A 20764-nucleotide genomic window follows, 5' to 3' on the forward strand; every position below is an offset into this window, starting at 1 on the left:
CTATAGGCTATATGTTAACCTTATGCACCGTTGTCCCGAAAAAGAAGGACAGCACATGGACACTGGACAGAAAGTAATAACAAGTTAAAAGAGACAAGTCTTCACCATTGCTAATAGGAAAATACGAAAACAGAGATAAAAAAAACTCCCGCCCGCAGATTAATCTGCAAAGCGAGAGGCTTTATGTTCCGATATGATATAAAAAATTAATTTTTCTCTACAGCGTGACCGCCAAATTCGTTACGCAGTGCTGCTACCACTTTACCTGTGAAGGTATCTGTCTCCAAGGAACGGTAACGCATCAGCAAGGACAAAGCGATAACCGGTGTAGCGGTTTGAAGATCAAATGCCGTTTCTACCGTCCAACGTCCTTCGCCAGAAGAGTGCATTACGCCTTTAATCTCATCGAGGTTCGCATCTTTGGAGAAGGCACGTTCTGTCAGCTCCATCAACCAAGAGCGGATAACGGAACCGTTGTTCCATACGCGAGCCACTTGTTCAAAGTCGAAATCAAATCCACTTTTCTCCAATACGTCAAAACCTTCACCGATGGATGCCATCATACCGTACTCGATACCATTGTGAACCATTTTGAGGAAGTGACCGCTGCCCGCTTTACCTGCATACAGGTAGCCGTTCTCTACGGAAGTATCTTTGAATGCCGGTTCAACGATTGCCCAAGCTTCCGGGTCTCCACCGATCATATAACATGCGCCATTACGTGCGCCTTCCATACCGCCAGATGTACCTGCATCCATGTAGTGAATGCCTTTAGGTTTCATCTCTTCGTAGCGACGGATGGATTCTTTGTAGTGGGAGTTACCTGCTTCAATAATGATGTCGCCTTTGGAGAGCAACGGGCTAACTTCAGCCAATACAGCATCTACTACGTTGTGGGGAACCATGATCCACAATACACGTGGGGATTCGAGTGAAGCCACCATCTCTGCATAAGAAGATACGCCTTCAGCGCCGTATTCTTTCATTTCTTTTACTGCTTCAGCGTTCAGGTCAAAAGCAACCACTTCGTGTTTGTGATCAATCAGGTTTCTACCCAGGTTCAATCCCATTTTTCCTAATCCGACGAGTCCAAGTTTCATTTCAAAATCCTCCTGTTATGAACAATGTTTAAATTTCACTTTTGTTGCAGAGCGCCAGACTACATTCCCGTTTCGCAGCAACCGTTCCGGTTACGGCTCGTTCTTTCGATCGCTGTTGTATCCAAATTTCTTTTCATCAACCTATAAATTGATGAAATTTGGATACAAAGGCGAACGCTTTGCTTCTACAGAATCGATTCCGTCCCCTACACTACATCGCTACTTAGGCAAAAAATTCAGTGCGTCCGCTAATCTAAATTCAAAAATTTTCACGGCCTTCCGGCAAAATAACCGGAAGGGCTTATGCAAAATTGGAACGGTATAATTCGTAATAGATACTTTATATATCAGCATTTTGCATCATTCAATCCAAATCGCTTCCGAGTACAAGCTTAGACGAATAGAAGCATTTCGTTCTAGATCCTGCTAAACAGAAGGTGCTGTTTTGGTTTGTGCAAAATGTTCATGGGTGAGCAGAACGGATTGTACTGTTGTCTTTACTATTCTGTTCTCTTATGCTCACTTTTTCGTTTCACTTACCACCAACGGTAACCGTCTGCTGCGGTCAGACGATCTGCTGACTCTGGTCCATGCGAACCTGCGCTGTACGTATCCAGTGGCACGCTGCCCGCTTCGAATGCTTCCTGAATCGGTTGCACCCATTGCCATGCCAGCTCCACTTCGTTCCAGTGAGCGAAGAAGGTGGAATCTCCACGCATCGCATCAAAGATCAGATTCTCGTAGGCTTCCGGAATGTTACGTTTACCTGAGTTGAAGGTCATATGCATTGGTTCCACTTCACCATGGTTCAATGGATTCTTCGCATTTAATTGAAGCGAGATGCTTTCTCCCGGACCAATTTCAATGGTCAGCAGGTTAGGTGCCGTTGTATTTTCGGATTCATGACCGGTCTTCAGTGGAGCCTTGAATTCAACAACGATTCGGGTGGATTTCTCAGCCAGGCGTTTACCTGTACGGATGTAAAATGGAACCTCGCTCCAGAATGGATCATCGATCCACAGTCTCGCGGCAACATACGTCTCGTTCTGAGATCCGGCAGGGATGCCAGGCTCGTCCAGATATCCAACAACCGAAGCACCTTGCAGCTCACCTGCTGCATATTGCGCACGAACAACTTCAGAAGCGACGTTTTCTTTCGTCAAAGGACGAAGTGCTTCAGCAATCTTTTGTTTTTTGAATTGAATCTCTTCCGGTGTGCAGCGTTTTGGCAAATGCAAACCGATCATCATCAGCAACTGAAGCATATGGTTTTGGAACATGTCACGTAGGGCGCCACTCTGGTCGTAATACGCGGCGCGTTCTTCAACACCAACCGTCTCACTTGCCGTGATCTGTACATTGGCAATATAACGGTTAGACCACAACGCCTGAATCACTGGATTCGCGTAAGTGAGTGTCTCAATATTTTGAACCATCGGTTTACCGAGGAAATGGTCAATGCGATAGATCTCTTCTTCCGCAAAGGTATTGCTCAGTTTTTCGTTCAAATCACGAGCTGATTGCAGGTCGTGTCCGAATGGTTTTTCGATAATCAGTTTCTTCCAGCCCTTAGTGTTACCCAGGCCACTTTCTTGAATGTTCAATGCGATTGGCTCAAAAAATTCCGGCGCCACCGACATGTAGAACATACGATTTTCTGGAATGTTAAGCTCTTGTTCACGCTGTTGAACCAGTTCCAACAGTTTGGTGTAATCTTCAAGCTTTGTATTATTTAAAGAACAATAACGGAAAGCTCCAATGAAATCACGAACCTGAGATGCTTCTTCTGGCGTCTGACGTGAAAATTCATTCAGTGACTTTTCAACATTTGCCTGGAATTCCGTATCCGACAATTCACGTCGTCCCAAACCGATAACGGAGAAGGATTTCGGCATTTTCTGATCCATGTACAAGTTATATAATGCAGGGTAAATCTTGCGTTTGGCTAAATCGCCAGTTGCCCCGAACAGGACAAATGTCATTGCATCCATTGGATTGCCTCCTGTGATCTGTGCAGTATAGTATATGATGTTGCAAAATGTTCAAATCCAAGCATGACAAAAGACGGAATAAGTGGGTGTGTTCCCCGCCTTGCCTCCGTTTATATAACGCACCTGAATTCAACCATGGAACATTCCTTCTCTCCACAACCTGTGTTTAGGTTATAAATTGTAACCATTTGAATTAACGTTACCCATATTACACCTGTCGTCACAATTCGTCAATAATCATGTCGAACCTGTGAACTCCAGTGTTTATAGGGTTTTTATTTGATGATAACGCTTTATGTGGTAACATTAAGAACAATTGGTATGTGACATTTTACACATATGGCTTATAGACAAGTAGGTTACAATAAGTATACTAATGATATTACAAGCAATACTAATTCAAAGGAGTACAATCATGAGCGATGATGAGAATGCCAAGCAAATATGCACAAAAGTGGAACAATCTTATCAGATCATTGGCCGAAAATGGGTAGCCCTCATTATTCACGCATTGATGGAGGAGCCCAAACGCTTCAGTGAGATTCACGCTTATATCCCTGACTTGAGCAAACGTGTGTTAAATGAGCGAATGAAGGAATTGGAGGAAGAAGGACTTGTGGTTCGCCATGTGGTCACGGAACGTCCAGTTCGGACTGAATATATGTTGTCACGAAAAGGCACGGAACTGGGGAGAGCGCTAAGCGCCGTGGAACGTTGGGCTGATAAGTGGCTGTAACATTTTGAGGAATCATTATGGTTTATTTAGCTTGAAGGTAACGCTGCAATCCCGGAGGTGGAGTATCGCATTTAGCAAATGGCTAGTGCAATCCGCATCCGGGATTTTTTGAATTGGAACGGTGAATACTAATTAAATATAGAGACGTAATAACGCTATTTTTTACAATCCAAATTAATGCCTACTGGTCCGTTCAAATTGTTGTCGATACTGCAGCGGGGTCGTCCCGGCAGATTTGCGAAATAACTGGATGAAATACGAGCCATTCAGAAATCCGGCACGTCTGCCAATCTCCTCCACCGAAAGTGTTGTTGTCTCAAGGAGCAAGTAGGCTTGCTTCAACCTTCGAGCTGTGACGTAATCCGTAATGCTGCTACCTGTCTCTTGATGAAAAATGCGGGAAGCATACGATTTGGATAGGTGAACATCTGCCGCCATCTGATCCAATCTCATCTCATATTCGAAATGCTCTTCAATCCAGCGCATCATCTTCTCCGAGTGTCTCAAATGACGTGAATCCGTTAACTGTGATAGCGCTTCATCTGCTCCCTCTTTTTGTTTATCCAAGACACTCAATAGCTGAAGCAAAAACAGCACCGATTCTTCCCACTCTCCCCCAACACGATTGCGAGACTGATTGTAGCTCTCATACATCCAATCCAGTTGTTCCATATGGGAACTCAGGTCAAAAACTTGCTGCTGATTGCGTCCATTCCACAACCTCGAAAAAAAAGAACGCCGATGCGGGAACACTTCCAGATAACGATCCATGACTATCGGCTCTACATAGAAGATATTTCGCTCATACGGGGTATTGGGATGAACTTCCGCATAGACATGATGCAATTGATAGGGTTGGAAAAAGAACAGCATGCCTTGGCGAATCGGATAGGTATGATTGTTAACGACTACTATGCCCTCACCTTGATGAACATATAGAAATTCTCCACATTGATGCCAATGATAATATCCTTTGAAATGGTCCATAGTCTTGATTTGATAATCCCACGCTAACGTAGATCCTCCAAATTCCACACGCTCCAACATCCCTGTTCACCCTCTCCTATGATGACAACAGAACAACATTTCTTCATATCCTAACACAACTTTGTGTAAATGAAAAAAGATATACTGAGCACATGAGAGAGCGTTATCTTACTTTCTAATTCTACACTCAGGAGGCTGGATATGACTAAAGTAGGCTCGGCTGATACAACGACATATTGGCAAGAGGTAATGCAGAGGTTGGAACGAAAAGTAGGTGACATGAAAGAACATATTGGAGATAAATGCCCTCATTTTGCAGGGAAGGACGGCAAGTATGATAACATCAATACCGACTGGTGGGCTTCCGGTTTCTGGCCTGGCATGTTATGGATTATGTATGATATAACGGGAGAACAATCCTATCGGGATGCGGCATGGTCGTGGGATGAGACGCTGGAGCAATGGTTTGTTAAACCTACCGTGGAGCTTCATCATGATGTGGGCTTCCAGTTCCTCTCCACCGCTGTTATCAAACACAAGATCACAGGCGACGAAGATGCGCTCAGACGTGGTCTGGAAGCAGCCAATTTCCTCGCAGGTCGTTACAATCCGGCAGGGAAATTCATTAGAGCCTGGAATGAGGATAAATACGGTTGGGCCATCATTGACTGTATGCTGAATATCTCTCTGTTGTTCTGGGCCTCTGAAGTGACGGGTGACCCTCGGTACAAACATATTGCCATCAATCATGCCGAAACGACCATGCAATATGGTGTCCGAGAAGATGGATCAACCAAACATATCATCTCCTTTGATCCCGAAGATGGACGATACATTGAATGTTTTGGTGGTCAAGGATATGCCCCGGATTCATCATGGAGTCGAGGTACATCATGGGGTCTCTATGGGTTCGCCAATACGTATCGGTATACCCAAGATGAGCGCTTCCTGAACACGGCGAAACGAATAGCTCATTACTTTATTGCTGCGCTGCCAGAGGATCATGTCCCCTATTGGGATCTCAGACTTCCGACGCTGGAAGGCCAGTCCCGCGACAGTTCCGCCGCAGCCATTGCTGCATCCGGTCTTCTAGAACTGGCCGCCGTCGTTCCCGAAGGCGAGAAACGCCTATACACAGATGCCGCTGAACGTATCCTTCGTTCTTTAACCGAGAACTATGCCTTCTGGGATCAACCCGAGCATGAATCGATTCTGCTGCACGCCACAGGTAGCGGCAATTCCTTCATCGATGTCTCTCTAATCTATGGAGATTATTATTATCTGGAAGCGATCGCGAAATTAAATGGATGGAAGCACCGGGTGTATTGATTTTGGTGGTGATGTAGGTGTAGTAGAGCTAAAACAAAAAAAGATGCCAATTCTCACTATATTGTGAGGCGGCATCTTTAGATTTCGATAATACTCGCTTATTACTCTGGATTAGAACTCACAGCAATAATTTTAGTCGAATTAACCGGAGTAGAAAAAACCAACATCACCTGATAGTTACTACATACAATAAATACAGATAATATTACTAAACAATTTCGTAGACCTCTAAATTTCATATGTACATCATCTAATCAATTTGGTATATAAAATGACGTAAGGGAGTTACCAACCTTTATCGATGAAACGTTTAAAGTAACATCCTCAGAACGATATCGATTGATAGATTGGGCCATCCAATATCGCCTAGAAACCCCTTTTTTGAAAAAACCAGATTTCACATAATCTACTCTTGGCAAGTTTATTATGCCATATTTTTTTACAGCTCCACTTGTAAAATTACTAGCTGCACCACTAGTTAAGCGATATCCAGTCGAGTTAGCTAAGGCAAGATTGCTAAGATTATTTCCATTAGGGGTAACTGTTACTTCCATAAAAACCATGTAGCGATCTTCATCAATGAATCTGTCAAAATCTTTATCGATAAACATTTTCCCATACATATTATTCACAGTGGACGAGGTAGGGGCGTCGGCTATGATCATTCGATGGACTATCATTTCTCCAAGATTGTTGCGAAGTGAAAAAGGTTTCTCCGTTATCAAGTCAAAACTATTCAAATAGTCTGCGTTCTCATATTTACTGTAAACAAATGGCGTAGCAGAAGTCAGATTCGTTCCTGTTAGACCTACTTCCCGCATTTCATTCAGATCTCTATACGAAGTTGCCTTACTCACCTGCACCTGTTCGTAACGTGATAAAATAACTGCCGCCTCTGCACGTGTGGTTGTTTTACTTGGACCAAAGGTCCCATCTGGATATCCAGCCATCAATCCGGTTCCCAATACCACCGACACATAGGGATATGCTGCTTTCTTCAACCCACCCTTGTAATATTCTGCAACAGGCACTAGCGTATTCTCTGTATCCTTTAACGCTTGCTTGTAATCTTCATCCTGAGCTGCAAGTCCAGAGCTGAGCCACTTCGCCATTTCCTCTCGTGTCAATAATGTGCCTGGTTTAAACCCATTGGGGTAATCTGAAGCATTCAAAAAACCGAGGGATATCGCAAGGTTCACCTCTGTCTCACTCCAATGACCCGTCAAATCCTTAAATGCATTAGCTCGTTCTACCTCAGGCGTTCCTTTGGACACACGCGCCAGCAACGCTGCAAATTCCGCACGTGTCACCGTCGCCCCAGGCTTAAATGTACCGTCACTATATCCATTGAGATAACCTTTTGTCACGGCAGCATCTATGGAAGCTTTTGCCCAATGGTTTGCAGGCACGTCTTTAAATGAAGCAACCGCTGCCTCGCTCGTATTGTCAGTGAAAGGGAACATTGCGAATACCAACGCACCGCTTAATATGAGTTGTGTTACTTTTTTCAAATCTTTCACACTCCAATTTTATTTTCTTTTCTTTGAAATCCTTCGTACTATGTATTTTTTCTTTAGTCTGCCTTTTGCTGAAAATCTTTAATATTTTCTAATCTTATATTTTATACGATCCATCCTTGCGTACCATAATCACATCCCTTAACAAAATTACAATTGAATGAATTAAGGTGAAATCTAGACTTTCATCATAAAGATACACTGCTGGATTATCTCCCTCATCCAAATTAATGTACCAAAACATATATCCCTGATGCATCATAAATACAAACTGATTGTCTGTTAATTTTTCAGAAAAATTATTTTCATCCAAAAGTTCAACTGCCAATTCTAAATCCCCTCCACGGATCACATCTCGATTTAGGAGCCTAAAAGCTAACTATACTGAATTTATTAAAGATTATATCTAACAAAGGAAGATCGCTAAAACCAGTAATTCTTAAATGAACTAAATTATTCAATTCCTCTTCATCAAAATCCATTTTTTTTAATTCTCTAAGTTCAATCTCAAGCAAACTTGATTGATTAAATACCTCAAAGTTGCTTATCTCCCTACCTATAGAGTTATATTCATATAATCTAGTATAGTCTTTAATAATAAATCCCTAATTTCTCCGTATTCCATTTAGTAATATATATCTCAAGTTTTTCTTCGGTGATATTTATTGAAGATACACGCCCTTCGTCTAAATTAAAATCTATCATGACACACTCCTTATTTTTGTTCCGTACCGGGAACTGTTCCCCAGGTATAAAGTTAGCACCCGCTCCTTCGCTATATTCATCTAATTTTTTATAGTATTACCGTCAATATCTCACGAGTCTATACTGACTAGATTTTTCTGCCTAAATCTCTATCAGCTTCTATTTGAAGTTCTATCGTTTTAGGTCCCATGTAATTCCGTGCAGTTCGTAGAATGGATCTATCATTACCGAGTATTTCCAATACCGTAATTGAAAAAATATTAATTAAATGAGCATCTTCATCATTAGATATTTCTTCAAAATATTTAAAAATACTTCCTAACAGCTCGATGTTTCTTTCCTCTCTTAATAGTTTAATTATTTCATGCATAAAGATGTCTTCAATAATGATAGTTTCTAGCAACTCACCGTAAGTGGCAATTGATTTTCTATAGGCAGCTTCAGTTGATGGTAAGAACTCTAACATTCTTCTAAAGAATTCTTCCGATTTTTTATTCATGACCACTAACTCCTCTATCTAAACAATTTTATTGCTTTCTTCAAATCACCTATTAAAACATCAAGAGAAACAGACACGTACGATAAAATCAACTAATTTATTATTTTCGATACTTTTATACCGTCAAACTTATCACCCCATCCTCTATTTTCTTTAATAGAGTAAATCAAAAATGACTGAATATCTGGTAAAGGAAAATTATTTTGATTCATAAAAAAGATAATCTTCTGCAAGGAATTCAAACTACTTTCACCATATCCTTCAATTACAGAGTAAGCATGGCTAATACCTAATTCATAGATTTTTCGCAGTATAATAACAATCGTATTATCAATGTTCAAATATAATTTAGATAAATAAACAAATTCATCTTCACTCAGTCGTTCAAACTCATTCTCATCATATAAACTAAACTCCATCAAATTTTCAGGAATTAACTCGACAATAACATCAATCCAATCATCTAGATATTGTGTACTAGTAAATTCCCATAAGTACTCCAATACCCCCCTCCAATCATTAGGGTTATATTTTAAGACCATAAGTATGTTCTCGAAACAACTAATTCCATAGGCTACTCTACCTCTAAACGAAACAAGCTTAATTTGCTCGATATCCACGATTAATGCCCCCTAGACTATCTAGTCATTGTATCATCAATTAACTTAATTATATTGGATAAATACCTTTAAAGATGATAGATAGCACAGCACAAACCTTTTCTAACTAAAGAAAGGTATTATTTCATAATGATCATGAAATAACACCTTATTCTTTAAAAATCCAACTTGCTACCTAGCGTAATACTCGAATCCTCGAAGTTTTCTACCGTCGTTTTCTTTTCATAAAAGTGTACGGCATGTTGCATAATTCCTTCTCTTGTGTAAAATGCGTCTTCCACGCCTAGTGGAAAAATAACCTTTTCTCCCGTACTTGCCGACTTGTAAATGCCTACAATCAGTTCAAGCGTATTTCGACCACTTTCTCCATCTACTAGAAGGGGTGATCCTGTCTCAATAGCGTTTAACACATTCTCAACTTGCCCAGCGTGACCGACATGAACAACGTCCGGTAATTCGTCAGCCAGCTTCTGAATCTGCTGTTCCAGCTCTTGATTGGATTCCGGAAATCCGTTACTCCGTGCAGTAGAAGCAACCACTTTCCAAGGTGCAGATACCCGGGCTTCTTTGCCCTGAAAAATTAACTGTTGCTCCTCTCCGTGATGCACAACCGAACTCGTAATCATGCCAAGCGCCCCTTCCTGGAAGCGAAGCATCGCCATGGATACATCCTCGACTTCGGCATTATCATGTGCCGTATTCGCCATCATGGCCTGCAATTCCACTGGAGGTCCCATCATCCAAAGCATGGCATCAATATGATGCACCGCATGATTAAGGGTACAGCCTCCACCTTCTTTTTCCCATGTTCCACGCCACCACAGATCATAATAATTGTGACCCCGCCACCAGAACGAATCCACCTGTACATGTACGATGGGGCCCATCAGTTTACTCTCCAGCACACCTTTCAGCTTCATCATCGGTGTCGTAAACCTATTCTGAGCTACAACGGATAGTAGCTTGCCACTTTCTTGTGCTACTTTTAGCATCTGATCCGCTTCCTCCAGAGAAGATGCCATTGGTTTTTCGACCAACACATGCGCACCTGCTTGCATGAAATCACACGCAATTGGAGCATGTGTATACGGTGGCGTACAGACTGAAACCAGATCAATGTTTTGGGCAAGTAACTCTGTGTAATCCGTGACCGCTTGTGCACCTTCCAGTCCATATTCGTTAATTCGCTTCTGTGCTTTATCCACGTACATGTCGACCACAGCAACAATCTGACATCGCTCAGGAAATGCCAAATATGCTGAGATATGCGCTCCACTAATTGCACCTGCTCCGATAATCGCCACTTTTAACATCGTTGCATACCTCCCTTAGTCCCTTCACAATACACAATAATAAAGCGCTTTTATGCGTTCATCTTGTGCTAAAATAAAACTATCTTGCGCATGTTAAGGGAGGCATTCATGATGTCCATCATCCTGGGAGAACAATTTAATCTGGCCTGTCGCCGTGCATCCAACACTACGTTTCGCGAAGTGTTTCATGCTCATTCGCAGATGGAGATAACCTATATCCATGAAGGATATGGGCAGTTGATCACCGAAGGACAGGTTTTCTCTCTTGAACCTGGTATGCTCATGATTTTTCGACCTTTTCAATTGCACCACGTCCAGATTCAAGTATCCAGACATCAGCCTTTCATTCGAAATGTACTCATGGTTGAGCTTGATATATTGAAGGCACTTTGGTCGCATTTTGTGGCGACTCACCACTTCATACAGGATCTGCTGGGAGAGCAATCGCCCATTGAGCCGATCCGACTTGCTGACACTTCCCCACTCGTTCAACGAATGGAACAATATGCAGATACGTATCCAGGTCTGCTTCCCCACGAAGTAGAGGAGGATACTCGCCTCTTTTTATTGGATCTGCTCGCACAACTTCGCTATCTGTGGCAAGACGGGAAGCAACGTAGTTCCCAAGATGTGCTCTCGTCCAGTGCAAGCGTTCTTCACCCTCATGCCGAAGCCATCATGCAATGGATTGAACAACATTACCAGGAGTCTTTTCGTTTGGAGGATATCGCAGATACACTTCATTTATCTCCCTATCATCTGTCTCATGTATTCAAAAAAGCGACCGGCACCACCATTGTTGCTTATGCTCAAGCTACCCGCATTCGTCATGCCTGTATACTGCTCACCCACTCCTCCCTTTCGGTTCCAGAAATCGGTCACCGTGTCGGTATGACCAGCCCCTCCTACTTTTGCAAAGTATTCCGTACTGCCACAGGATCTACACCACATCAATATCGGCTGAAGGTGCAGGGGAGAGGATGACATACCAAAAAACCTATCCCTTATCTCCGGTTAAGCAGGAATAGGCTTAAATTTCAACCTTCAATCCATTTGATCAAAATGTAAACTGAACAATATAGATCTTCATGACTCTTAATATCTCATTTAAGGAAACTAATTTATCTCATTAGTGTACTCCTTGAGCTTTCTATAAAATCACTATTATTTCTAAACATCTTTATTCTCACGTCCGTTCTAAGTTTTTTTCCTATATAATCTTTTTTTAGTACAACTGCAATTGTTCTATCTGTCTCTCTGCAATGTACCTATAGGGCTCACATAAGTCGTTTATCTTTTGAATCAACAAGGGATCTTCTAAACGCTTTTCGTCTGCATCGATTTCCCTCCATATGTCATAAAAATTCAAATCATAATGTATGGAGGATCCCGTCGCTGGGTCATCTTCATTACTTAATTTATCAATGATATTGCGTAGACTTAATCTATTTTCGATAAATTGTAGGTAATAATAACCAACCGTAGCATCACTAGATGAGAAGTTATTTTCCACGTAAAAGCGTCCTTCCATCCTAATCTCACTCAAAGCTATACCCAGTTCCACGATATCTTTGGCTAAAGAAACGTCATAGATCCAATATTCAACTTTGCTCTTAGTTAGGATCTGTCCATCTGCCCAGCACTGCCAATCTTGTTTAGAATAATATCCACTCTCACATGCTATGTACAAATAATCTGCGATCATGATAAATTGCCTCCTAAAAAAAAACTCTGAAAATACACCCCGAAACCCATACAATTTGAGTTACAAAATTGATTAATCTATTATTTGCTTATCCGGATTGATTGGGTCTTCTAGATGAATTCCGTTAGCCATAATACTTGTTATTACCTCAACCGATTCGTTATCTTTATTCGCTGAATACGCAGAAAAGGTAAACAGATACGTGCCCTCTGCCAACTCATCCACTTTCAAATAATTAATGCTATCGTTTGGTATATAGCCGCTTGGCTCCATCCGAATAGATTCAACATTAGAGAACACAATACATCCATTATTAATATCTTCGTCAGAATAATAATCCCACTGGTTCGTTCTAACTCTAGATATCGTGGTCACTTGTATTCTCACTTCCGAATTCCAGCCATCCATGATGATTTTTTTACAACCGCGATCGCCAAGATAGATGGTTTGGATAAACGCATTAGGATGCATGAAGTTCAACTCCCTCATTTTCTTTGCTTAGATGCTCAAATTGTTTTGATCATTTTTTTCCACGTCCTTTGAAAGGCTCGGAAACTATCTGCCACTTTATAAAGCCCCTCATCAAGGGTGGGCTCCTCATAGTCCATGTCCTTCCAATAATAAATCCTCTCCAGATCGTCCATCAAAACCTTGCCTCCCTCAGCAGCTTCTCCGATGAGAACGTACCCGGTTGGAAATTCATCCTTAAAGGCATTCCAATACGCCAGATCATAACGTTTCTCTACCTGAACACCAAATATAACGTGTAGTGGAATAACCTCATTCAATTCTTCTACTGCAAACGTACAGTAGTGAACCAGTACCTTACCTCCATTATTCTCTCTTAGGAATGTTCTGTAGCCTATAGGGAGTTCTTTATTTAACTTTTGCTCCAGGTCATCTATCATCTCATCGGTAGCGTAACCGAAGCTTCTAAGAAAAATCGGTTGTCCTCCCTCAATCGCTTGCATATATTTCTCAAGTTCATCTATGAACCGTGTTACATCTTCTTCGCTCGGATCATAGGGACTGAACAACCATTTGACATACTTACATTTCGTCACCTGTTCCATTGTCCGCCAATGAAAAGGTGGCGTTTTTAACATATAGGATAAACAACGCTCCCATATCCAGTCCTTCTTTTGCTCTAACCAGTTGGACCAACGCTCTTTCTTATTTACATCTGTAGCCGCCTGAAGCTCCACGATCGTTTTCAATACACGCTGAGCCAGCTCCGCAGCAAAAGGGCTAGCTTGTATATGATAATCTGAAGGACTCAGATTGAATTTCGCTTCAAGCAATACTCTATGGAGGGCAAGGAGTTCGGTCTCTTCCTCAACCAGCAGTTTAGATTTATTCACCCAGATTACCTCCTCATTTTCACCAGTGGTTATCCACAACATTGCAACCAGCTTCCAATCTAAATATTCTAAATTGACTCTCTGTGATTCTGGGTACAGCCCATCCATATCCTCAAGTGAAATATTCGCACAATCCTCCCCAACATTTCATAGATTTTGGATACACCATTCGCTCCGAACTCATGCTGATCATCACCGTTTTCTCATCGTTATGTACTGTGTCTATACGCTTTGTATTATTTAAACCTTCGCTATGTTCGAGTCTGCTCTAAGCTTCTACCGATCCTAATCAGTAACTGAATATGCTCATCACGTAAATGTTCATGCAATCCATCAACCTCATCATCTAGAAAATTATGGCCGATCTGTTCCAGACATGTAGATAAGATAGCCATCATACCGTATGGATTATATTGCTCCCAACCTTCATCTAAATTCCCCCAGTTCTCAATCACTTTAAGAAAACTTGCAAAGTCATGAACACCTTCAAACGGTTTATTCCAATCTGCATCACCAGCATTCATTACGCTCGCTCCCACTCATTCTTGATATTATGTATCCCAAATCTTAACCACATCACGTCGGCTATCTGTTCATATCTTGATTCTTCTAAAATGATACATACACAACTTCACACGCCCAAGTTGGATGTTTTTCATTCAATCTATTAAGTAATTCTTTCATTCGAGCGGCATCTTGAGGGATATGATCTTCAACAGATTTCCACCCCACTAGAATTAATTTTTGGGGCATCTCTACCAAACCCGTTATCGCATCCCAAAATGCATCCCAATTCATACCGTAGAATTCTGGAAAGCCGAGATTATTCCTCAGAAGCTGATGTAATTGAGGTGAACTGTTTACATTGGTAACATCAATAATCACTTCTTCTTCTTGATCTTCTTTTCGATTATCCATTATCTTACTCTCCCACTCATCTATTAAATTCGTTAGGTACATCTATATCCCCGACAGAATTGATCCACATTATTGGAAACGGCTCGACTCTAATACGAACTACAGCTATTCTCAGTTGCATTCGCTTATGTCTTGTTCACTCTACGATGTAATAAGTCTTTAATTTAAGTTTTGCAAAGTAAATTAGGATATATCTTACAACTCCCAAAAAAAAAGCATATTTTACTAAATTCACGTCCAAAGCCAGGATTTTTTTGCAGGTGAATCGGGGTACGTCAAGAGAAAGTGACGCAGCAGAGGGAGAAAAAGTGGTGAAAGATGCCCTTATTAAGTGCGATTCAAGGCACGTCCTAGAACCTCAACCCAAAAAACTGGAGCGGAGGGCATAACCCCACCAGGCTCCAGTCTATGTGTATTTTAAACTCCGCTACATTTTCGTTTACATCACTTACGTCAACGGGTATGCCTGGTTATGCAGTCTATTTCCCTATATGCCTTCTCTCTATCTCATACTAAAATCCTAACTGTCTCAAATATGAATAAAATTTCTCTCTAACATGATCCAAATCCTTCTTCTGTTCCACCGATAATTGCTCCTCATGAATGCTGCCATCCTTATCCACAACGATAGCTTCATACTTCTCCATGTTCTCGAATAAGGCTTGAAATTCAATAAATTCCTCCTTCGAAAGCCTCTCCTCTGCTGCCTTGTATGTTTCAGTACGGAATTGTTCATGATCCATCATTTCCTTCTGTTCACTCGCGTCCTCTAACCGTTCGAAGAAAGGCTCCAAACTTGCCACCAGTTGGTTGTACTTCTCCTGATCCACCGTGCTCCATTGCTCGGGATGCAAATCTCCTTGTGAATCAGCATGCGCTAGAGCCATCTGTCCCAACTGTTTCAGTAGACTCATATACTGCGTGAACTCATCGTCACTAAAATACGCCTTGGCTTCCTGTAGCTTCGCTTCCAAACGATTATAATCGTCCGCTGTACCTCCCAACACTCTTATGTTTTGTTCAGAACCATAGATATCATCTGCAAGATATGTGTAGCCTGCATATGCGCCTGTAGGGATAATTAGAACTGCTGCAATTATTGCTGCGACTAACCACTTACGAGGACGCCTATTTCCTCTGGATCTACTTCGGATCGCTTTCAGCATATTTTCTTTCCCTCCTGGTGAGTTAGACCACTTCCTCGTCTCCTCGCGATAGGCCGAACGTAATTCATCTTCCAGTTTCATGCCAGTCCTCCACCTTTCCTTTTCTCAAATGAATGGATTACACTCGTCTTCTGGCGTAGCTTGCCCAATGCAGCATGAATCCGTGATTTTACGGTACCGAGCGGGATATCTAGAATCAACGCAATTTCTTCTTGGGTGTATTCGTTCAAATAATGAAGCGTAACCACCTGTTGCAATTTGTATGGCAACCGACGTATTTGATCAAGCAAAGGTTGATGTGCCAATTTGCTGATTAGATCCACAGAGAAATCAACTTCCAATCCACTGTCCGACTTCTGGATTCGCTTGTTGAATCGTATTTGGGTCAGCTTCCGTCGCCGATAATTTTTCACCTGACGCATCGTTATGCCCATAAGCCAAGGACGAAAAGCACGCTTGGCATCATATCGATCCAACGACCGATACGCCTGAATATAGATATCCTGCACCAAATCTTCCGTATCAGAGACATGATTAATCAGAAATCGGACAGTCCGATACACATCCGTTACCGTTCTTTCATACAGCTCTCCATAGGCTTTATCATCCCCAGCTCGCGTTAACGCTACAAGTTCTATGTATTCATGTTCCTCTCTCATCAGCCAGCCCCTCTCCTCTATTCACTATATATTGGCATAACGAGTCCATATCGTTCGATTTATTTTCGAATAAAAAGTTTCTTGCTTCTTCGCAAGCCAATAAGATTATGCAAAAAAAGCCCACCACGTAACAACAAGATGGATTCACCCATCATTGTGTTGGATAAGCTTGCACTTTGTCTTGGATAAGTTCTTTTTCAGTTAAAAATAGCCACAATAGCAACTAAAGGTATATGAGTGCGAGTCCAATCGCGATCTCTGTTTGATTATTCTAAAACTTCAAACTATTAATCAATAATCCGTAAGCGCTGAAATTTCCATGGGCAAGACATTGTACTCCTGTTGAAGCAAACTTTCAATTCCATGAGGTGGTCTTGGATTGGCGTAATCAAACCGAACTAATTCAGTATACAAAAAAATCTATCAGCTCCATTAACCTATACCAACGCTCATAATAGGCCGCTCTCAATTGGTTATCCATATCCAGCTCATATGAGAACGTTCCTATGCTCATCTCAAAGTCTCCTTAATATACAACTAATTTCCCATTCGGATAATCGCCTTCCCACCCACAAGGAAAATGACCATTTTCGTAAATCTGGAGCAGGTCGAGGAAGAAATGCGGAAGTCTCTTACAGTCCGTGTACGCGAACTCCATAATCGCATGAAGCACGTCCCACTTCACACAATCAACAAAGATGTGATCGAGTTGATATTGATCCTTGTAACTATGTAATTTTGCTGATAAAGATGAATCAATATACCCCTTTGCATCCTCCACCTTTTTATTCCATTCGGCATCTTGGTTAGGATATTTTCTGTGCAAAAATTCGGTTAGCGTATTTCTTGCCTCCAATGTGGTATGTTCCCAGCTGGTAGCTGAGTACCACTTTTCCGCCTGTACCCAACCATCAATTAGTACAATACTCTGCTTTATACTGCCTTGGGCTATAGGAGTTCCACAATTCGTGAACCAATGAATGCTATCTATTCTGTCAAAAATCTCTTTGTTTATTTTCAATGCCATTCACCTCGTTCTAAAGTCTTTTACATAATTTTCGACTTTCCCTCCAGATAGTCGTTATATTCAGAGAATGCTTCTTCACTATTTTCTAGCAACATTGTAACCGTATAAGACATGATTTTAGTCCATTTTTTTATTAAATCCTTCTGATCCTCTGTCAATACATTCTCTAACATCCCACCATTTCCAACCACATATTGGAATAATACTGGATGATTCACATATCCGCAATTAAATCATGATCCAGCTCTTTATTCTTAAATTCAGAGGCCAACACGTTCAGACATTCTCTTCAGATTTTCTTTAGAAATATACCCATGAAATCCTTAGTTTTTTTCAATATGATTCCTGTAAGGCAGGAGGCTCGTAAAATACCCGTGACCCCTGCCCAATAACGTTAAATTCTATTTTTTCATAAAGGTGGAGTCCAAGACAAAATGAAAGATTTGCTTCAAAACCTTAAATTATTTCAGTTTCTAAAAACTTGTTATCAATCTAAAATCATTAGAGTTCTAATCCCTGTAACGATCTTGGTCATCATCTATGTATATGGAAGACATGAGATTCAGCGTATTAATATAGCTAGCATTATTCATGAAGTACATATGAAGCCAGTCCATGTCATCATTCAATTAATCATTGCTTCTTTTCTGGCCGTATCTGTAATGAGTACGTATGATTTTCTAATTCGAAAACAGTTTAAGCTCGATATTCATTGGATAACCACGTATCGTTACGCCTGGATCGCTAACACTTTTAATAATATGTTAGGGTTCGCAGGTCTTACCGGTGTAGGATTGCGTGCGCTTCTTTATAAGAAAAGCGGGATTCCCATGAAAACAATGGGTGCCGCCATACTTTTTTTATCGCCTATTTTATTGGTTGGCCTATCCTTGCTTGGCGGTCTTGCACTAATTGGTATCTTGCCTGTAGAACCCCTATTTGAACAACATCCTTGGCTACGACTCGGCGTATGGGGAGTTGCCTTATACTTACCATTTTTCTTACTTATGCAACGTTCATCCCTATTCGCCAAATGGTTTAACAAGGGAAATGGCAGATTACCATGGAGCGTCATTCTCGCTTCTCTGGGTTCATCTGTGCTGGAATGGGCTTGTGCAGGAACACTATTTTGGTTGTTTGCTTTTTCTGATCTGCATCCCTTACCGTTCGCTCCGGTATTCGGGGTTTACGTTGTGGCAGCCATTGCCGGGATCATTAGTATGGCTCCAGGCGGCATTGGCGCTTTTGATCTGATCGCCTTACTCGGATTGCAGACATTAGGTGTTGAGCCTTCTCGAGCACTAATGATTTTGTTGTTATTCCGCATGTTTTACTTTGTCATTCCTTGGCTCATCGGTCTGGTATTGGCCGGGCTTGAGATGCGTCCAAGTCCACAGCAATGGCAGGATATTACGAAGAACTGTTTCAATGCTTCACGTAACATGTGGGTCAGATGCTGGAATTGGCCTTCACGTTTCAGTTTGCTTAGTGATCTTGGGGCGTGGATACTTGGCAAGCTCGTATTCGCTAGCGGGGTCCTTCTACTCATCTCTGCTGTTTCTCCAGGCCTTATAGATCGGTTGCGCTTCATGGAACATCTGTTATCTTTATCCATGATGCGCTTATCTGAACAATTGTCAGTAACGATCGGTATCATGCTTATCGTCATATCCTGGGGGATATCCATGCGTATTCGCCGAGCTTACTTGTGGACTGGAGCATTGTTGTTAGCAGGAGCTATTTTCACATTTGCCAAAGGATTTGATTACGAAGAAGCACTTATATTATTAACCGTGGCGTTCATTCTGTGGATATCCCCTACACGATTTAATCGTGAGAGTATTCGTATATCTGCACGAAGCGTCTGGATCTGGACGTTTCTTGCTCTAATCTCATCGTTGTCGTATTACATTATAGGTTCACAGCTGCATCCGGCTATTCTGCAACACCTGCCCATGCGTGCGCAACAATGGGTGTCACATCCTCACGACTATATGTTAACAGCGCTTAGTGGATTAATGGGCGCTTTGATTGTGATGGCTTTTGTCTTTACATTGCGTCCGTCGCGCTATACAGAGATGCGCCCTGATGAAGAAGATATGAATAAATTCACTCAATTCATTGCCACAGAAGACGGTAATCTGTTAACTCATCTCCTCTATCTGGGTGACAAACATTTTTACTGGGCCCAAAATGATCAGGTTCTGATTCCGTACGCTCAAGTACGTCAGAAACTCATCGTACTTGGTGATCCAATCGGCAATAAAAACCTTGTTGGTGCTGCAATTCAAGAATTTCAGAGCTATGCGCATCATTATGCATTGACCGTGGTTTTTTATCAGGCTACACCTGAATACCTATCGATCTATCATGAGAATGGCTACAAATTTTTCAAATTAGGTGAAGAAGCTTTGGTGCCTCTAGACACCTTTACTCTAAGTGGGAAAAGTAATCAAAACTTACGAACAGCCTTAAATAAGTCAGATCGCGAAGGGCAGATCTTTGAAGTATTATCCCCGCCATATTCTTCAGAATTACTCTCTGAATTGCGTCAGATTTCGGACGAGTGGCTCGGTGACCGTAAAGAAAAAACGTACTCATTAGGGTGGTTCAACGAAACCTATATTCAGCGTTCACCCTTAACACTGCTTCGTAATGCACAAGGCAATATTTTGGCTTTTGCAACGCTGGCCCCATCCTATAGTCATCATCACGTCATCTCCATTGATCTGATGCGTCATCTGAATGATACACCGAATGGTACGATGGATGTGCTATTTGTACGATTGATTGAATGGGCCAAAGAACAGGGGTATTCTTACTTTAATCTCGGAATGTCTCCGCTCTCCAGCGTCGGTGAGAATCAGAACTCTCATCGTGAAGAAAAACTAGCCCGTCTGGTCTTCCGATATGGTGGGTACTGGTATGGATTTGAAGGACTACGCCGTTACAAGGAAAAATTCTCTCCGGAATGGCATGCAAGATATTTAGCTTATCCTTCAGGCATGGCGCTTCCTATGCTTACGCTTGATCTTATTCGGTTAGTATCCCGTTGTCCAAATGAGTAATGGTAGGGTTGAATCTGATTTCAAAAAGTCCGTCCTCATGAGGCATAAAAAAGAGCTGAGACG

20 protein-coding genes are annotated in these 20764 nt (G+C 41.6%); 4 read left to right on the forward strand and 16 right to left on the reverse strand.

What is annotated here, in order from left to right:
• Nucleotides 1-206 precede the first annotated feature (206 nt).
• On the reverse strand, nucleotides 207-1100 hold the full coding sequence (gnd, locus tag MHI06_RS24440) for a phosphogluconate dehydrogenase (NAD(+)-dependent, decarboxylating) (RefSeq protein WP_169480654.1): 894 nt from the start codon (nucleotides 1098-1100) through the stop codon (nucleotides 207-209).
• Between the two features lie 536 nt (nucleotides 1101-1636).
• Nucleotides 1637-3091 carry a glucose-6-phosphate dehydrogenase gene (gene zwf / locus MHI06_RS24445; protein ID WP_340399384.1) on the reverse strand — a complete coding sequence of 485 codons (1455 nt, stop codon included), beginning with the start codon at nucleotides 3089-3091 and terminating at the stop codon, nucleotides 1637-1639.
• Nucleotides 3092-3506: 415 nt separating this feature from the next.
• Between zwf and MHI06_RS24450 the strand changes: the two genes are divergently transcribed.
• Nucleotides 3507-3827 carry a helix-turn-helix domain-containing protein gene (locus tag MHI06_RS24450; protein ID WP_036605715.1) on the forward strand — a complete coding sequence of 107 codons (321 nt, stop codon included), beginning with the start codon at nucleotides 3507-3509 and terminating at the stop codon, nucleotides 3825-3827.
• Between the two features lie 174 nt (nucleotides 3828-4001).
• On the opposite strand, the gene MHI06_RS24455 is transcribed toward MHI06_RS24450, so the two are convergent.
• Nucleotides 4002-4874 (reverse strand): AraC family transcriptional regulator, encoded by an 873-nt coding sequence (locus MHI06_RS24455; protein WP_340399385.1) that lies wholly within the window; start codon nucleotides 4872-4874, stop codon nucleotides 4002-4004.
• Between the two features lie 141 nt (nucleotides 4875-5015).
• Here MHI06_RS24455 and MHI06_RS24460 point away from each other — a divergent pair, with 141 nt between their 5' ends.
• Nucleotides 5016-6143, forward strand: coding sequence for a glycoside hydrolase family 88 protein (locus MHI06_RS24460; protein ID WP_340399386.1), 1128 nt, complete (start codon nucleotides 5016-5018; stop codon nucleotides 6141-6143).
• A gap of 254 nt (nucleotides 6144-6397) precedes the next feature.
• Here the strand turns inward: MHI06_RS24460 and MHI06_RS24465 are convergent, their stop codons facing one another.
• The 5 genes from MHI06_RS24465 to MHI06_RS24485 all read right to left on the reverse strand — a co-directional run bounded on the left by MHI06_RS24465 (nucleotide 6398) and on the right by MHI06_RS24485 (nucleotide 10797).
• Entirely contained in the window at nucleotides 6398-7654 is a 1257-nt protein-coding gene (locus MHI06_RS24465; protein ID WP_340399387.1) for an S-layer homology domain-containing protein, read from the reverse strand.
• Between the two features lie 103 nt (nucleotides 7655-7757).
• The gene (locus MHI06_RS24470; RefSeq protein ID WP_340399388.1) at nucleotides 7758-7988 is read right to left on the reverse strand and encodes a hypothetical protein; all 231 of its coding nucleotides are present in this window, start codon (nucleotides 7986-7988) and stop codon (nucleotides 7758-7760) included.
• 504 nt (nucleotides 7989-8492) lie between these two features.
• A complete protein-coding gene (locus MHI06_RS24475; RefSeq protein ID WP_340399389.1) occupies nucleotides 8493-8864 on the reverse strand; it encodes a resolvase in 372 nt (123 codons plus the stop codon).
• A 92-nt stretch (nucleotides 8865-8956) separates the two neighbouring features.
• Nucleotides 8957-9484, reverse strand: a complete 528-nt coding sequence (locus tag MHI06_RS24480) for a hypothetical protein (RefSeq protein ID WP_340399390.1) — start codon at nucleotides 9482-9484, stop codon at nucleotides 8957-8959.
• A gap of 155 nt (nucleotides 9485-9639) precedes the next feature.
• Complete coding sequence (locus MHI06_RS24485; protein WP_340399391.1) at nucleotides 9640-10797, reverse strand: Gfo/Idh/MocA family oxidoreductase; 1158 nt, start codon at nucleotides 10795-10797, stop codon at nucleotides 9640-9642.
• A gap of 108 nt (nucleotides 10798-10905) precedes the next feature.
• Between MHI06_RS24485 and MHI06_RS24490 the strand changes: the two genes are divergently transcribed.
• Nucleotides 10906-11781, forward strand: coding sequence for an AraC family transcriptional regulator (locus tag MHI06_RS24490; RefSeq protein ID WP_340399392.1), 876 nt, complete (start codon nucleotides 10906-10908; stop codon nucleotides 11779-11781).
• 241 nt (nucleotides 11782-12022) lie between these two features.
• Here MHI06_RS24490 and MHI06_RS24495 read toward each other — a convergent pair whose 3' ends face one another.
• The 8 genes from MHI06_RS24495 to MHI06_RS24530 form a co-directional block, all read right to left on the reverse strand.
• Nucleotides 12023-12502, reverse strand: a complete 480-nt coding sequence (locus MHI06_RS24495; protein WP_340399393.1) for a hypothetical protein — start codon at nucleotides 12500-12502, stop codon at nucleotides 12023-12025.
• Between the two features lie 72 nt (nucleotides 12503-12574).
• Complete coding sequence (locus MHI06_RS24500; protein WP_340399394.1) at nucleotides 12575-12973, reverse strand: DUF6258 family protein; 399 nt, start codon at nucleotides 12971-12973, stop codon at nucleotides 12575-12577.
• Between the two features lie 35 nt (nucleotides 12974-13008).
• Nucleotides 13009-13863, reverse strand: a complete 855-nt coding sequence (locus tag MHI06_RS24505; protein ID WP_340399395.1) for an SMI1/KNR4 family protein — start codon at nucleotides 13861-13863, stop codon at nucleotides 13009-13011.
• A gap of 251 nt (nucleotides 13864-14114) precedes the next feature.
• Nucleotides 14115-14387 carry a hypothetical protein gene (locus MHI06_RS24510; protein ID WP_340399396.1) on the reverse strand — a complete coding sequence of 91 codons (273 nt, stop codon included), beginning with the start codon at nucleotides 14385-14387 and terminating at the stop codon, nucleotides 14115-14117.
• 85 nt (nucleotides 14388-14472) lie between these two features.
• Nucleotides 14473-14781 carry a barstar family protein gene (locus tag MHI06_RS24515; RefSeq protein ID WP_340399397.1) on the reverse strand — a complete coding sequence of 103 codons (309 nt, stop codon included), beginning with the start codon at nucleotides 14779-14781 and terminating at the stop codon, nucleotides 14473-14475.
• A 512-nt stretch (nucleotides 14782-15293) separates the two neighbouring features.
• A complete protein-coding gene (locus MHI06_RS24520; RefSeq protein ID WP_340399398.1) occupies nucleotides 15294-16028 on the reverse strand; it encodes a DUF3600 domain-containing protein in 735 nt (244 codons plus the stop codon).
• Entirely contained in the window at nucleotides 16025-16606 is a 582-nt protein-coding gene (locus MHI06_RS24525) for a sigma-70 family RNA polymerase sigma factor (RefSeq protein WP_340399399.1), read from the reverse strand. Before MHI06_RS24525 ends, MHI06_RS24520 begins: the two co-directional genes overlap by 4 nt.
• A gap of 526 nt (nucleotides 16607-17132) precedes the next feature.
• Nucleotides 17133-17627, reverse strand: a complete 495-nt coding sequence (locus MHI06_RS24530) for a hypothetical protein (protein WP_340399400.1) — start codon at nucleotides 17625-17627, stop codon at nucleotides 17133-17135.
• Nucleotides 17628-18067: 440 nt separating this feature from the next.
• Here MHI06_RS24530 and mprF point away from each other — a divergent pair, with 440 nt between their 5' ends.
• Complete coding sequence (gene mprF, locus MHI06_RS24535) at nucleotides 18068-20701, forward strand: bifunctional lysylphosphatidylglycerol flippase/synthetase MprF (RefSeq protein ID WP_340399401.1); 2634 nt, start codon at nucleotides 18068-18070, stop codon at nucleotides 20699-20701.
• Nucleotides 20702-20764: the final 63 nt, after the last annotated feature.

This window comes from Paenibacillus sp. FSL H8-0079, from assembly GCF_037991315.1.
In the GTDB taxonomy this organism is placed as follows: domain Bacteria; phylum Bacillota; class Bacilli; order Paenibacillales; family Paenibacillaceae; genus Paenibacillus.